At 73.5% G+C, this 13,875-nt stretch carries 11 protein-coding genes and 1 pseudogene; 4 read left to right on the top strand and 8 right to left on the bottom strand.

Annotation, left to right across the window (positions count from 1 at the left end; genetic code table 11):
- The first annotated feature begins 101 nt into the window (after positions 1–101).
- Complete coding sequence (locus E6R62_RS41655) at positions 102–236, top strand: hypothetical protein (RefSeq protein ID WP_276615516.1); 135 nt, start codon at positions 102–104, stop codon at positions 234–236.
- Positions 237–252: 16 nt separating this feature from the next.
- Here the strand turns inward: E6R62_RS41655 and E6R62_RS40610 are convergent.
- Positions 253–1,018, bottom strand: a pseudogene (locus E6R62_RS40610) (N-acetyltransferase).
- Between the two features lie 59 nt (positions 1,019–1,077).
- A complete protein-coding gene (locus tag E6R62_RS03035) occupies positions 1,078–2,520 on the bottom strand; it encodes a PLP-dependent aminotransferase family protein (RefSeq protein ID WP_136211053.1) in 1,443 nt (480 codons plus the stop codon).
- Between E6R62_RS03035 and E6R62_RS03040 the strand changes: the two genes are divergently transcribed.
- Together E6R62_RS03040 and E6R62_RS03045 are read left to right on the top strand one after the other, a co-directional pair.
- Positions 2,519–3,424 carry a DMT family transporter gene (locus E6R62_RS03040; protein ID WP_136211055.1) on the top strand — a complete coding sequence of 302 codons (906 nt, stop codon included), beginning with the start codon at positions 2,519–2,521 and terminating at the stop codon, positions 3,422–3,424. The genes E6R62_RS03035 and E6R62_RS03040 overlap by 2 nt on opposite strands.
- Positions 3,425–3,480: 56 nt before the next feature.
- The gene (locus tag E6R62_RS03045; protein ID WP_136211057.1) at positions 3,481–3,678 is read left to right on the top strand and encodes a DUF1918 domain-containing protein; all 198 of its coding nucleotides are present in this window, start codon (positions 3,481–3,483) and stop codon (positions 3,676–3,678) included.
- A gap of 136 nt (positions 3,679–3,814) precedes the next feature.
- Here E6R62_RS03045 and E6R62_RS03050 read toward each other — a convergent pair whose 3' ends face one another.
- Positions 3,815–5,071, bottom strand: a complete 1,257-nt coding sequence (locus E6R62_RS03050; protein WP_136211059.1) for a glycoside hydrolase family 10 protein — start codon at positions 5,069–5,071, stop codon at positions 3,815–3,817.
- A 154-nt stretch (positions 5,072–5,225) separates the two neighbouring features.
- Here E6R62_RS03050 and E6R62_RS03055 point away from each other — a divergent pair, with 154 nt between their 5' ends.
- Positions 5,226–6,119: a 3-hydroxybutyryl-CoA dehydrogenase gene (locus E6R62_RS03055; RefSeq protein WP_136211061.1), complete on the top strand. Its 894-nt coding sequence runs from the start codon at positions 5,226–5,228 to the stop codon at positions 6,117–6,119.
- Positions 6,120–6,165: 46 nt separating this feature from the next.
- Here E6R62_RS03055 and E6R62_RS03060 read toward each other — a convergent pair whose 3' ends face one another.
- From E6R62_RS03060 to E6R62_RS03080, 5 genes are all read right to left on the bottom strand, one after another.
- On the bottom strand, positions 6,166–6,696 hold the full coding sequence (locus tag E6R62_RS03060; RefSeq protein ID WP_136211063.1) for an NUDIX hydrolase: 531 nt from the start codon (positions 6,694–6,696) through the stop codon (positions 6,166–6,168).
- Positions 6,697–6,747: 51 nt separating this feature from the next.
- Positions 6,748–8,085 carry a transcriptional regulator gene (locus tag E6R62_RS03065; RefSeq protein ID WP_136211065.1) on the bottom strand — a complete coding sequence of 446 codons (1,338 nt, stop codon included), beginning with the start codon at positions 8,083–8,085 and terminating at the stop codon, positions 6,748–6,750.
- A gap of 794 nt (positions 8,086–8,879) precedes the next feature.
- Positions 8,880–11,408 (bottom strand): phenylalanine--tRNA ligase subunit beta, encoded by a 2,529-nt coding sequence (gene pheT, locus E6R62_RS03070; protein ID WP_136211067.1) that lies wholly within the window; start codon positions 11,406–11,408, stop codon positions 8,880–8,882.
- Positions 11,408–12,535 (bottom strand): phenylalanine--tRNA ligase subunit alpha, encoded by a 1,128-nt coding sequence (pheS, locus tag E6R62_RS03075; protein ID WP_136211069.1) that lies wholly within the window; start codon positions 12,533–12,535, stop codon positions 11,408–11,410. Before pheS ends, pheT begins: the two co-directional genes overlap by 1 nt.
- Positions 12,536–12,686: 151 nt before the next feature.
- Positions 12,687–13,850, bottom strand: coding sequence for a sensor histidine kinase KdpD (locus E6R62_RS03080; protein WP_136211071.1), 1,164 nt, complete (start codon positions 13,848–13,850; stop codon positions 12,687–12,689).
- Positions 13,851–13,875: the final 25 nt, after the last annotated feature.

A 13,875-nucleotide genomic window follows, 5' to 3' on the forward strand; every position in this document is an offset into this window, starting at 1 on the left:
AGGGCACCCCGTTCGGACGCACACTGAGCTTGGCCCCCGCCGATGCGGCCGGACCGGCCAAGCCAGGCGGAGTTCCTTCGGGTCCCCATGGGGAGGCTCTCGTGCTCTTCGCAGCCCTGTGCGTACCTGTGTTGATGATGCTGTTCCTGATCGGGATGGGCGCCTTCGAGGACCTCGTCTCCCGACCGGCGCCCGACCCCGTCGAGGTCACCGCCGACCAGACACCCGAAGCCTGAGGCCGGCTCCCGCGGCTTACCGCCGAGCGGGCCGGTCGAGCGGGTGGCGGACCCAGACGTTCGGTTCCACGTAGACCGCGTGGTCGTGTTCCGGTTCGCAGTGGACGGGGACGAGGGCGCCGGGCACCCGCACCGGGCCGGGCGCGTCGAACGGCAGGCCCGTCCCACCTCCGCCACTGCCCCAGTGAACCGCTGATCGTCATGGACAGCGGGGCCACCGAGTCGATGACGGCCCCCGCCCGTACGCGTACCCGCAGCCAAGGGTCGACGGGCAGCCCGTCCTCGCGGGTGCGGTACGCGTACTCCCCCATCGGGGTGTCCGGCTCGGCCGGCTTCCCGTTCGGCCGCACGGGCGCCACCACCTCCGCGAAACCGTGCGCCCGGGCGTTGTCTCGCGTGGCGGCGAGCATCCGCCCGGACAGGCCCTCGCCGTGCCGGTCGCGGGTGACCCTGATCTCGATGGCGCTGACCGTGTCCGGCCGGATCCCGGCCCGCCGGTCCGCGAAGGCCCACATCAGGACCTGGTCCCAACCCCGCGCCGGCAGCTCGCCGCCGCGACCGTCGGCGTGCAGGGCGAAGGGCACACTGAACGCCCGGGCGATCACCGCGTCGCCGTCCGTGGCGACGAACACGTACTCCGCCGGCTCCGTCACCATCCACGGGTACAGCAGCGAGGACACGGGGTCGTGGGAGGCGAACGCCGGCCACGGGCTCTTCATGTCCCAGAGCCGCTCGGCGGGTTCGGGGCGCTGGTCGAGGGTGGTGCTCACGATACCGGTCATGCCCGGAGGCCAGGGCGGCGCGGGCGTGCGCCTCAATCCCTTTACCGCGCGCCCCGCGCTCAGGGCCGCCCGCCCAGGCCGTCCCGCAACCGCCGGACCGCCTCGGTCAGTTCGGCCGCGGCCGCGACCCCGGCGAAGCTGAGCCGCACGTAGGGCCCCGGCGGCTCCGCGCAGAAGTACGACCGGCCCGGGGCGACGGCCACGCCCGCCCGCAGTGCGGCCGCCACGAAGGCGGCCTCGTCGGTGCCCTCCCCCGGACGGACCCACAACTGGTAGCCGCCGCGCGGCAGGTGCGGCAGTTCCAGGCCGGGCAGCTCCCGGCGCAACGCGCCCGCGAGCACGTCCCGGCGGTGGCGCAACTCGGCGGCGACGGCGCGCAGGTGGCGCGGCCAGGCGGGCGCGCCGACCAGTTCGAGGGCGGCCTCCTGGAGCGGTCGGGGGACGAAGAAGCTGTCCACGACCTGGATGGCGCGCAGTCGGTCCAGCACGGGGCCCCGGGCGGCCAGTGCCCCCACCCGCAGGCTGGGGGAGGTCACCTTGGTCAGGGACCGGACGTGGACCACCACCCCGTCCTCGTCCTCGGCGGCGAGCGTCGGCGGCAGCGCTCCGGCGTCCTCGTGGGCCAGCGCCCGCGCGTAGTCGTCCTCGACCACGAACGCCCCGGCGGCGCGCGCGATCCGCAGCACCTCGGCGCGGCGCGCGCCCGCCAGCACGGCGCCCGTCGGGTTCTGGAACAGCGGCTGGCATACGAAGACCCGCGCGCCCGTCGCCTCGAAGGCGGCGGCCAACAACTCCGGCCTGACCCCGTCGGAATCGACCGGGACCGGTACGGGCCGGCACCCCGAGGCGCGGGCGATCGCCAGCATGCCGGGGTAGGTCGGCGATTCCACCAGGATCGGGGCCCCGGGCGGGGCGAGCGCCCGCAGCGCGGTGGTCAGCGCGCTCTGGCCGCCCGCGGTGATCAGGACGTCGGCCGCGGTGAGGGCGCGGGTCGTTCCGCCGATCTCCCGGGCGAACCAGTCGCGCAGCTCGGGCAGTCCCTCCACGGGGGTCCGGCCCCAGGCCCCGGGGCGCCGCCCGGCCCGGGCCAGCGCCGCCGCCATGGCCCGCTCGGGCTGGAGCGAGGGGTGCAGGTAGCCGCTGTGCAACTCGATCACCCCGGGCGGCGGCGCCGCCAGCGTCACCAGCACCCCGGAGGCGTCGACGGAGCGCGGCACGACGTCCCCGGCGCCCTCGGCGGTGAGGGCGACCTCCTGCCAGGAGGTGTCCCCGGGCGCGGGGGCCGATGTACGGGGCTGCGCGCGGAACACCCCGGCACCGGGCCGGGTGACCACGAGCCCCTCGGCGGCGAGGTGCGCGAGGGCCCTGGAGACGGTGACGGGGCTGACCCGATAGCGCTCCACCAGAGCGCGACTCGACGGCAGCTTTCCACCTACCGAGTAGCGGTTGAGCTCACTACGCAGGGATTCTGCCAACGCCGCCACACTGCTACCCTCGTACATGACAGCACAGAATAGCGCTACTCTCGCCTCCCCGATAGCGGTCCGGGGATCGGCGAGGGGCGGTACGGCTCTGGCGGCGCTCGGCGTCACCACCTTCTCCCTGACCTTCCCCGGCACCGCCTGGGGCCTGGAGAGCTTCGGCCCCTGGTCGCTCGTCGCCCTGCGCGGCGTCCTCGCGGCCGTGGTGGCGGGCGGCCTGCTGCTCGCCCTTCGCGTACCGCTGCCCGCCCGCGAGCACTGGGCGGGCCTGTCGGTCGTAGCGATGGGGGTCGTCGTCGGCTTCCCGCTGCTGACCACGCTCGCGCTCCAGACCTCCACCACCTCGCACGCCGCCGTCGTGGTGGGACTGCTGCCGCTGACCACGGCGGTGGTGTCCTCGCTGCGCACCGGGGCCCGGCCCTCGGGCCGCTTCTGGTCCGCCGCCGTCACCGGGGCGGCGGTCGTACTGGGGTTCACCCTCGGACAGAGCGGCGGCTCGCTCTCGACCGGCGACCTCTACCTCTTCGGCGCGCTGTTGGTGTGCGCGGCCGGCTACACGGAGGGCGGACGGCTCGCGCGGGTGCTGCCGGGCTGGCAGGTGATCGGCTGGGCGCTGGTGCTGTGCCTGCCCGTCGGGCTGGTCGGCTCGGCGGTCGGGCTCGCGTACGAGCCGGTGCACCTGAACTGGCACGGGGTGGCCGGGCTCGTCTGGGTCGCGGCGGGGTCCTCCTTCTTCGGCCTGTACGTCTGGTACCGGGGCATGGCGGAGATCGGCGCCGTCCGGGCCAGCCAGCTGCAACTCGCCCAACCCCTGCTGACGCTCGTGTGGTCGGTCGCGTTGCTGGGCGAGCGGCTGTCGCCGGCCGCGCCGGTGGCGGCGTGCGCGGTCCTGGTCTGCATCGCGGTGACCCAACGGGTCAAATAGGGTCCTGTCGGCCTAAACTGCTAGCACGGATCGGACCGCCACCGAGGAGGTCAGCTATGCGCGCGACCGAGGGCGACCAGTTGGTGCAGCACGGCAGGATCGTGGGCCAGCACGACAAGGTCGGAGAGATCACGCAGGTCCTGGGGGAGAACGGCACCCCTCCCTACCGGGTCCGCTTCCAGGACGGGCACGAGGCCGTGATGTCACCGGGCCCCGACTGCGTGGTGAAGCACCCGACCGAATCCACCCCGTGACACGGCCAAGCGTCACCATCACGTGACACCGCCACCCGGTGACGCTACCGAGTGGCTCACCCGTTGAAGGTTGAACCCCGCCTTCCCCTCCGCCTCCCTTCCTCCCCCTCTCCCGTGAACCCGCCCGCGGCCGGGTTCAGCGCGGTGGCACGCGCGTCGGATAGTGATCGGCGACCACCCGGGCCATCGCCCCGTTGGGGTCCGCGACCACCTGCTTCGCCGAGAAGTAGACGTGGCCGCGGACCTCGGGGCAGTCCTTGGCAAAGCTCACGTGCCGCGACAGTTCCGCCGGATCGCGCCAGGCCTCGGTCGCGCTCTCGGCGTCGCAGCGGTACAGCGCCTCCCCCACGTACAGGCTCACCCCCGTGCCCGCGACGGTGCGGGCCCACCAGGGCACGATCTCGGCGTAGTCGGCGCTCGGGTGGCCGAGCTGCCAGTAGGCCTGCGGCACGATGTAGTCGACCCAGCCTTCCTTGACCCACTTGCGGGTGTCCGCGTACAAGTCGTCGTACGTCCCCACGCCCGCGCGGGTGCGCGACCCCAGCGGGTCGACGTCGTCGTTGCGCCAGACGGCGAACGGGCTGACGCCGAACCGGGTGGCCGGCCGGATGCGGCGCAGCCGCTCGGACATCTCCCGCACCAGGGTGTCCGTGTTGTTCCGGCGCCAGTCGGCGCGGGAGTCGAAGGAACCGCCGTACTCCTCGAACGCCGCCTCGTCGTCGAAGTCCTCGCCCTGGACCGGATACGGGTAGAAGTAGTCGTCCCAGTGGACCCCGTCCACCGGATAGCGGGCCACCGCGTCGGCCATGGCGTCCTGCACGAACCGCCGCACCTGCGGCAGCCCGGGGTTGTAGTAGAGCTTCCCGCCGTACGGCAGCACCCACTCGGGGTTACGGCGGGCCGGGTGGCCGGCGGCGAGCCGATCGGGGTCGGTGTGGTTGGCCACCCGGTACGGGTTGAACCAGGCGTGCAGCTCCAGCCCCCGCTCGTGCGCGGCGGCGACCGCCGTGCCCAGCGGGTCCCAGCCTGGGTCGCGCCCCTGCGTCCCGGTCAGCCACTGCGACCAGGGCTCCAGCGGCGAGGGCCACAGGGCGTCCGCCGTCGGCCGCACCTGGAGGACGACGGCGTTCAGCCGGCGCTCGACGGCGGTGTCGAGCAGGGCCAGCAGCTCCGCGCGCTGCCGGTCGGCGGACAGGCCGGTCTTCGAGGGCCAGTCCACGTTCTCCACAGAGGCGATCCACATACCGCGGAACTCGGCGGCCGCGCCCCCCGCCGCGCCCCCGCGGCGCTGCGCCGCGGGCTCCCACGCGGCCCGTGCGGGCCCGGCCGCGGCCCCGGCGGCCAGCAGGCCGGCGGCTCCGGCCAGCAGCCCCCGTCGTCCGATGTGCGTCATGTGACGGCTCCGTTCCGTTCTGTGACATCACTCGCGTCCGCCCAGCATGCCCGCCCCGGGCCCGCACCCGGTGGATGGTCGGGGGTAACGTCGTGGGGCGTGGCGGGCGCCGGCCGGCAGTTACCACTGCGGAGCACGGGGGACCCGCCGACGGATGAGCAGCGAAAGGCACGAAGTGACTGACCTCCCTTCCGACATCACTCGAGTCGGCGTAGTGGGCTGTGGCCAGATGGGCGCGGGTATCGCCGAGGTGTGCGCCCGCAGTGGCCTTGAGGTCAAGGTCGCCGAGACCACGGGCGAGGCCCTGGAGATCGGACGTACCCGGCTGTACAACTCCCTGACCAAGGCCGCCGAACGCGGCAAGATCAGCGAGGAGGAGCGGGACGCCACCCTGGCCCGCCTCACGTTCACCACCGACCTCGGCGAGTTCGCCGACCGTGACCTCGTCATCGAGGCGGTCGTCGAGAACGAGCAGGTCAAGACGGAGATCTTCCAGGTCCTGGACCAGGTGGTCACCCGCCCGGACGCGATCTTGGCGTCCAACACCTCCTCGATCCCGCTGGTCAAGCTGGCCGTTTCGACCTCGCGGCCCGACCAGGTCATCGGCATCCACTTCTTCAACCCGGCCCCGGTGCAGCAGCTGGTGGAGCTGATCCCCGCGCTGACCACCGGCGACGAGACCGTCAAGCGGGCCGAGGCCCTGGTGCGGGACGTGCTCGGCAAACACGCGATCCGCGCCCAGGACCGGTCCGGCTTCGTGGTCAACGCGCTGCTCATCCCGTACCTGCTGTCCGCGATCCGGATGTTCGAGTCCGGCATCGCCAGCCGCGAGGACATCGACAACGGCATGGAGCTGGGTTGCGCCCACCCGATGGGCCCGCTGAAGCTGGCGGACCTGATCGGCCTGGACACCGTCGCCTCGGTCGCGGACAGCATGTACGCCGAGTTCAAGGAGCCGCTGTACGCCGCTCCCCCGCTGCTCCAGCGGATGGTGGACGCCGGCCGCCTCGGCCGCAAGACGGGTGCGGGCTTCTACCCGTACGGCTGAACCGGGCGGGACGCACCGGGCGGGCAGGGCGGCGGCCGGGCAGGGCTCAGCCCAGGCGCAGGTGACGCAGCAGGAGCAGGCCGGCCGCCATGTTGGCGGCCGGTATCTCGCCGCGCGTGATCATGTCCGGGACCTGTTTGAGCGGGACCCAGGCGCGGCGCGACGACTCGAAGTCGTCCTCGGGGTGGCCGGTGTACGTCGCCCCTTCCGCCCAGTAGAGGTGGTGGCGGGCGTCGGTCAGCCCGTTGGAGGGCTCGACCGTCATCAGGTGGTGCAGTGGGCCGGGCCGCCAGCCCGATTCCTCCTCCATCTCGCGGGCGGCCGCCGCCGCGAGGTCCTCGCCGTCCTCCACCACCCCGGCGGGCAGCTCCCACCCCCAGCTGTCGGTGATGAAACGGTGGCGCCACAGCAGCAGCACCTCGTTGGCGTCGTTGACGGCCGTGGCCGCGGCGACGGGCCGCAGCCGGATCACGAAGTGGTCCAGGTGCCGCCCGTCGGGGAGTTCCACATCCGCGAGGTTCACATCGAACCAGCGGTTCTTGTACACGGTCTGCTCACTCAGGTTCGTCCACTGCACGGCTTTGCCACCTTTCTTCAACGGGTGGCAACATGGCAGCAGTCGCGGCCGTCACAGGGGAACGCGCAGCGCCCCGTCGATGAGCCGGGCGGTCTCCTCGGCGCCCGCGCAGCCGCTGGTCAACAACTGTTCCCGGACCGTGCGCAACCGGTCGCGCAGTCGCAACGACTCCATCCCCTTGGCCCGTTCCGCCATCTCGGCCGCGGACGCGACCGCCCGGTCCGCCTCCCCCCGGCGCAGTTGCACCTCGCACAGCATGGCCAGCCGGTGGACCCGGCCGCGATCGTGTGCCGGGGTCCCGGCGGCCGCCGCCGCCTGGGCGTGCGCGGCCGCCAGATCGCCCAGGCTGAGCAGCGCCTCGGCCACCTGTACGTTGACCAACCCGGGCTGTACGTACCCGGTCTCGGCGGGCTCCGCGCCCGGGTGGATCCGCTCGGCGGCCGCCTCCGCGCGCCGGATGCAGGCCAACGCGGCCGCGGCGTCGCCGAGTCGGGCGTAGGCCTTGGCCTGCATGGCGTAGAGGTCGGCGGCCAGGGCCGGGGTGGTCTGCCGCCCGGCGGCGCGCAGCGCGGCCTCGGCGAAGGCGACGGCCTGCCGGTGGTCGCGCAGGTGCAGCGACTGGTTGACGAGCAGTGCGATCACGTACGCCCCCAGACCCCGGTCGCCGCTCGCCTTGGCGAGCCGCAGCGCCTGGTGGAAGTACCGCTGCGCGAGACCGTGGGCGTCCGAGTCGTACGCGCAGATCCCCGCCACCGCCACCAGGGACCCCGTCGCGCGGTGCAGTTGGCGTCCGAGGGCGTCGGGGTAGCTCCCGCGCAGCATGGGCGCGGTCTCGCTGCCGAGGAAGCGCACGATGCGGGCGCGGGTGGCCAGGCCGCCCGAGCGGCGGTACATCAGCTCGTAGTGGGCGCGGGCGGCACGCAGGATCTCGATGTGCTCGGGGCCGACGCGGTGGGGGCCCTCGCGGGACACGTCACCGTCCTCGGGCGGGTTCTCCCATTCCCAGACCGGGATCACGGCGGGCGTTCCGGTGAGCGCCTCCGCGGCCGTCGGCAGGGACCGGCCCTGCTCGTCGGCCCGCCAGAGCGCGGCCGCGCGGTCCACGAAGCCGCTGAGCGGGGTCGGATGGAGCGCCGGCCGCCCCGGCGGGCCGAGGCCGGCGTCGTCCAGGGAGACGGGCCGCCGCAGCCGTCCGCCGAGCACCTCGCAGATCAGCTCGGGCACTTGGCCGCGGGGCCGCTGCCCCTTCAACCAGCGGGAGACGGCGGTGTGTTCGTAGCGCAGCGCGAGTCCGCGGGACCGGCCCGCCTGGTTGACGTGCGCGGCGAGGCCCGCGTGTGACATTCCCGCCTCGGCGAGGAGGGCGTCGAGCAGGGCGTTGGGCTGCATGGGCCCCTCCAAGGGCTCTGTCCCGCTCAGGCTAGTGGGTGCGCGCTTCACACGGGGTGTGAACCGAGTACGCGCATAAATGCGATACGCACCCTGCCGCGGGGGCGCCCGGGGGCGCTTCACTTAAGGGCCTCGCCAAGAGGCCGCTCGGGTCGTCGGCTCCCCCTCGTACAGTGCGACGACCCGGCACCGCGCCGCCCGTCCTGTTGTCTGCCCGACACTCCACGGCAGGCGGGCGGCGCGCCGCGGTTCCGCCGCCGCCCGGTTGGTCGCCGGGCCCGGCGGGAACCGCGGCGACCGCGCACCGGGCCCTTCCACCGGGACCCGGTGCGCCGTCCCGCCCGGGGGCCGCTCCACGACGCCGAACCCTCGCGAGGCTGCCCGACCCCCACTCCACTTCGGCCCGAACCCACGCCTCAACACCGGCGGGCTGGACCCACGGCCCCCGCGCCCCGCCCCCGTCGGCAGAGGCGCGGGTGCGGAAGGCGCGGCCCACACTCCGGAGCCGGTCCTTCGGCCGTGCGAGGCAGGAGGCGAGGACCACGGGGCCGAGCCGCTCTCGCGGCCCCGCCTGCGATGGAGGCCTCGGGCGGCGACGAGCGCCGGAAGGTTCCGGGCGGTTCGCGCGGCGGCGCCGCCCCGACCCACGTCCCGGCGCAGGCTACGGACGAGGAAGAACCTCCGGCAAGCGGGCGGGGTCGATGCTGCGGTACCGGGGGCGGGTTGGGCCAGGGGGGAATGAGTGAGGGGCGCATCCGGAATCCGGCTGCGCCCCTCGGCAGAGCCCGCGCCGACTACGCGCCGCGCAGCGCCGCCCCCGTGCGCTCGGCGGCCAGCGCCACGGCCGCGTCGCGCGCCGCCGTCGACTCCTCCGCCGTCAGCGTCCGGTCGGCCGCGCGGAAGCGCAGCGCGTACGCCAGGGACTTTTTGCCCTCCCCGACCTGCTCACCGGTGAACACGTCGAACAGCCGCAGCGACTCCAGCAGTTCGCCCGCGCCCTTGCGCAGCGCGTCCTCCACCGCCGCGGCCGGCACGGAGGCGTCCACGATCAGTGCGACGTCCTGGGTCGCCACCGGGAAGGTGGAGATCCGGGGTGCCTGGACGGCCTCGCCGCCGGCCGCCGCGAGGCGGTCCAGGTCGAGTTCCATGGCGCTGGTGCGCGCCGGCAGACCCATCGCCTTGACCACCCGCGGGTGCAGCTCACCGGCGTGGCCGATGACCGTCTCCACCCCGTCCAGGGTGACGACCAGTTCCGCGCACCGGCCCGGGTGCCAGGGGCCGTACTGGCCCTGACGCACCACCAGCTCGGCGCCGGCCTCGACGGCCAGCGAACGCGCCGCCTGGACTGCGTCCGCCCAGTCCGCCGGACGGCCCTTGCCCCACCAGCCGGCCTGCTCGCGCGCCCCGGCCAGCACGACCGCGGCGTACCGCGGCTGCGCCGGGAGAGCGGCGTTCAGCGTGGCGATCTCCTCGTCCGTGGGACGGCGGTCGACGGGCAGTCGCACGGCGACACCCGGCTGCCCGGCGGCGAGGAAGACCGAACCGGTCTCGAAGAGCGCGAGGTCGTGGCTGCCCCGGCTGTCGTTGCGGCGCAGCGCTCCCAGCAGACCCGGCAGCAGCGTCGTGCGCAGCGCCGGCTCCTCGTCGGAGATCGGGTTGACCAGCTTGACCACCTGACGTGCGGCGTCGTGCCCGGGCAGCTGGAGCTGGTCGAGGACGCCCTCCCCGATGAAGGGGTAGCTGAGCGCCTCGACGTACCCCGCGCCGGCCAGCGCGCGACCGACCCGGCGGTGCAACTGCTGCCGGGCGGTCAGGCCGCGGCCCGAGGGCACCTGCGGCAGGGTCGACGGGAGGTTCCCGTAGCCCTCCAGTCGGATGACCTCTTCGGCGAGGTCGTTGGGCTCGGCGAGGTCGGGCCGCCACGACGGGACGGTGACGACGAGCTCGTCCTGCCCGTACACGTCGCAGCCGATCTCCTGGAGGCGGCGCACGACGGTCTCACGGCCGTACTCCATGCCCGCCACCCGGTCCGGGTGGTCCGCGCGCATCGCGACGGTGCGCGGGGCTCCCGGGGCGGTGAGCTCGGTGACGCCGGCCTCGGCGGTGCCGCCCGCGAGCAGCACGAGCAGGTCCACGGTCCGCTGCGCGGCCGCGGCGGCGGCCTGCGGGTCGACGCCCCGCTCGAAGCGCTTGGACGCCTCCGAGGACAGCTTGAGGCGGCGGGCGGTGCGCGAGATCGACACGGCGTCGAAGTGCGCGGCCTCGATGACCACGTCCGTGGTGCCCGCGACCCGGCCGGTCTCGGGGTCCGTCACGGAGTCGGCGATCTCGGTGTTCGCGCCGCCCATGACACCCGCGAGCCCGATCGGCCCGTTGTTGTCGGTGATCACCAGGTCCTCGGCGTCGAGCGTGCGCTTGACCCCGTCGAGGGTGGTGAACGTCTCGCCCTGCTCGGCGCGGCGGACGCCGATGGCGCCGTCCAGGCGCGAGCGGTCGTACGCGTGCAGCGGCTGGCCGAGCTCCAGCATCACGTAGTTGGTGATGTCGACGGCGAGCGAGATCGGGCGCATGCCCGCCTTCTGCAGGCGGCGCGTGAGCCAGATCGGGGAGCGCGCCTCCGGGTCGAGACCGGTCACCGTGCGGGCGGTGAAGCGGTCGCAGCCGGCCGGGTCGTCGATCTTGACGAGGTAGCCGTAGGAGTTCGGCGCGGGCACGTCCAGCAGCGCCGGGTCGCGCAGCGGCAGGCCGTAGGCGGTGGCGGCCTCGCGGGCCACGCCGCGCATCGACATGCAGTAGCCGCGGTCGGGGGTGATGTCGATGTCCAGGACCTCGTCGACGAGCTGGAGCAGCTCGATCGCGTCGGTGCCGACCTCGTGCTCCGGCGGCAGCACGATGATGCCGTGCGTGCCGTCGTCGCCCATGCCCAGCTCCTCGCCGGAGCAGATCATGCCGTGGGAGGTCTTGCCGTACGTCTTGCGCGAGGCGATCGCGAAGTCGCCGGGCAGCACCGCGCCGGGCAGGACCACGACGACCTTGTCGCCGACGGAGAAGTTCCGGGCGCCGCAGACGATCTCCTGCGGTTCGCCGGTGCCGTTGGCACCGCCGACGTCGACCGTGCAGAACCGGATCGGCTTGCGGAAGCCCTCCAGCTCCTCGATGGTCAGGACCTGACCGACGACGAGGGGGCCCTTGAGCCCGGCGCCGAGCTGCTCGACGGTCTCGACCTCCAGGCCGGCGTCGACGAGCTTGGCCGCGACGTCGCGACCGGTTTCACCCGCGGGGAGGTCGACGTACTCCCGCAGCCAAGAAAGCGGGACCCGCATCAGATCTCCATCCCGAACGGCCGGGTGAAACGGACGTCACCCTCGACCATGTCTCGCATGTCTTCGACGTTGTGGCGGAACATCAGCATCCGTTCGATGCCGAACCCGAAGGCGAACCCGCTGTACTTCTCGGGGTCCACACCGCAGGCGACGAGCACCTTGGGGTTGACCATGCCGCAGCCGCCCAGCTCGATCCAGCCCTCGCTGGAGCAGGTACGGCAGGGGCGGTCGGGGTTGCCCACCGACTCGCCGCGGCAGACGTAGCACTGCATGTCCATCTCGGCGGACGGCTCGGTGAAGGGGAAGAAGTGCGGGCGCAGGCGCGTGGTGGTGCCCTCGCCGAAAAGCTCCTGGACCATGTGGTCCATGGTGCCCTTGAGGTCCGCCATGGTCAGGCCCTCGTCCACGGCGAGCAGCTCGACCTGGTGGAAGACCGGGGTGTGCGTCGCGTCGAGCTCGTCGGTGCGGTACACCCGGCCCGGGCAGACGATGTAGACGGGCGGCTTGCGCTCCAGCAGCGAGCGCGCCTGCACCGGGGAGGTGTGGGTGCGCAGCACGACGCCCGACTCGTCGCCCTCGGTGCCTTCCGGCCCCCGGACGAAGAAGGTGTCCTGCATCTGGCGCGCGGGGTGGTCGGGCGTGAAGTTGAGGGCGTCGAAGTTGAACCACTCCGCCTCGACCTCGGGGCCCTCCGCGACCTCGTACCCCATGGCCGTGAAGATGTCCGCGATGCGGTCCATCAGGGTGGTCAGGGGGTGCCGGGCGCCGGCGGGCACCCGGTCGTAGGGCAGCGTGACGTCCACGGCCTCCTCGACCAGCACCCGCTCGTCGCGCTCGGCTTCGAGCTCGACGGTGCGGGCCCCGAAGGCCTTGTTCACGGCGCCGCGGGCCTGGCCGACGCGCTTGCCGGCCTCGGCCTTGGCCTGGGGCGGCAGGGCGCCGATCTCCCGGTTGGCGAGCGCCAGGGGCGAGCGGTCGCCCATGTGCGCGGTCTTCGCCTCACGGAGCTCGTCGAGGTCGCCGGCGGCCGCGAAGGCGGCGAGCGCCTCGTCCCGCATGCGCTCGATCTCTTCCGGTTTCAGTGCCTCGACCTCGACAGGGTCGTACGACTTGTTCGGTGCCGACATCTCTTCCCGTACTTCCGATGGCTGGCTGGTGGTCCCCGTACGACTCGATCAGACCGATCGAAGCAGAGACACAAAGGTGCCAAAGCACGAGTCTAAAGGTCGCCCGGGGTTGAAGGAGCCCGTGGGCCGCCTGGCGAGACGCTCCGCAGGGTTACTGCGTGAGGTAGGCCGGGGCGGCGACGGGCAGGATAAATCGGAACTCGGCGCCGCCGCCCGGGCCGCGGCCGACGGTGATGGTGCCGCCGTGGGCCTCGACGATGCCCTTGACGATGTAGAGGCCGAGGCCGGTGCCGCCGCGTTTGCTGCCCCGCCAGAAGCGGGTGAACACGCGGCCCATCGACTCCTCGGGGATACCGGGGCCCTCGTCGGTCACGGTGACGGCGGTTCCCTTCTCGGTTTTCCCCGCGGCGTTCGCGAAGGTGGTCGGCGATACGTCGATGGTGACGGTTCCCTCACCGTGCCGCACCGCATTTTCGAGCAGGTTGCCCAGGATCTGGTCGATCTTGTCCGGGTCGGCCCACAGGTCGGGGAGCGGTCGGCCGACCCGTACGAGGAACCGGTCCGGGGCCTGCCCGTTGGCGGTGAGCGCCTGGACGTGGCGGCCGACGGCGGTGGCGATGTCCACCGGCTGGCGGCGCACCTCCAGCCGCCCCGAGTCGATGCGGGAGATGTCGAGCAGTTCCGTGATCAGCCGCGTGACGCGGTTGGCGTCCGCGTCGACGGTTTCCAGCATCAACCGCTTCTGGTCGTCCGTGAAGCGGCCCCACTTGGCGAGCAGGGTCGCGGTGAAGCCCTTGACGGAGGTCAGCGGCGAGCGCAGCTCGTGCGCGACGGTGGCGATCAGCTCGGCGTGACTGCGTTCGGTGCGCCGCCGGGCCTCGGTGCCGCGCAGGGTGATCACCAGGCGGCGCAGCGGGCCGGTGGGGTGGGTACGCACGTAGCGGGCGGACACCAGGACCTCCCGGCCGCCCGGGAGCAGCAGGTTCCGCTCGGGCTGCCCACGCCGCGTGGCCAGGCCCCCGTACGGGTCGGTCAGCGCCCACCAGCGGCGGCCTTCGAGGTCCTCCAGCGGCAGCGCCCGGTCGATCCGCGCCCCGAGGGCCTCGCCGGGTGCGAGCGCGGTGATCCGGGCGGCGGCGGCGTTGAAGCAGATGACCCGACCGGTGGCGTCGGCGACGACCAGCCCGTCGGGGAGGTCGTCGGCGTCTATCCCGAGGGCCCCGAGGTCCGCCGGGCCGGCCTCCGCGGGAACGGCGCTGCCCGCCGGCCCGGCCGCTCCGGCGGCCGCCGGCGAGCTGTTCGTACCGACGCTCATGTCCCCGTACCCCACATCTCCGAGT

This window comes from Streptomyces sp. A1136 (assembly GCF_004795055.1).
In the GTDB taxonomy this organism is placed as follows: domain Bacteria; phylum Actinomycetota; class Actinomycetes; order Streptomycetales; family Streptomycetaceae; genus Streptomyces.

What these genes read in the sequence shown, in the direction of transcription:
- E6R62_RS03040 (WP_136211055.1), top strand. Translation starts at nt 2,519, where the DNA reads ATGACAGCACAGAATAGCGCTACTCTCGCCTCCCCGATAGCGGTCCGG.
- E6R62_RS03035 (WP_136211053.1), bottom strand. Translation starts at nt 2,520, where the DNA reads ATGTACGAGGGTAGCAGTGTGGCGGCGTTGGCAGAATCCCTGCGTAGT.
- pheS (WP_136211069.1), bottom strand. Translation starts at nt 12,535, where the DNA reads ATGTCGGCACCGAACAAGTCGTACGACCCTGTCGAGGTCGAGGCACTG.
- E6R62_RS03045 (WP_136211057.1), top strand. Translation starts at nt 3,481, where the DNA reads ATGCGCGCGACCGAGGGCGACCAGTTGGTGCAGCACGGCAGGATCGTG.
- E6R62_RS03065 (WP_136211065.1), bottom strand. Translation starts at nt 8,085, where the DNA reads ATGCAGCCCAACGCCCTGCTCGACGCCCTCCTCGCCGAGGCGGGAATG.
- E6R62_RS03080 (WP_136211071.1), bottom strand. Translation starts at nt 13,850, where the DNA reads ATGAGCGTCGGTACGAACAGCTCGCCGGCGGCCGCCGGAGCGGCCGGG.
- pheT (WP_136211067.1), bottom strand. Translation starts at nt 11,408, where the DNA reads ATGCGGGTCCCGCTTTCTTGGCTGCGGGAGTACGTCGACCTCCCCGCG.
- E6R62_RS03050 (WP_136211059.1), bottom strand. Translation starts at nt 5,071, where the DNA reads ATGACGCACATCGGACGACGGGGGCTGCTGGCCGGAGCCGCCGGCCTG.
- E6R62_RS03055 (WP_136211061.1), top strand. Translation starts at nt 5,226, where the DNA reads ATGAGCAGCGAAAGGCACGAAGTGACTGACCTCCCTTCCGACATCACT.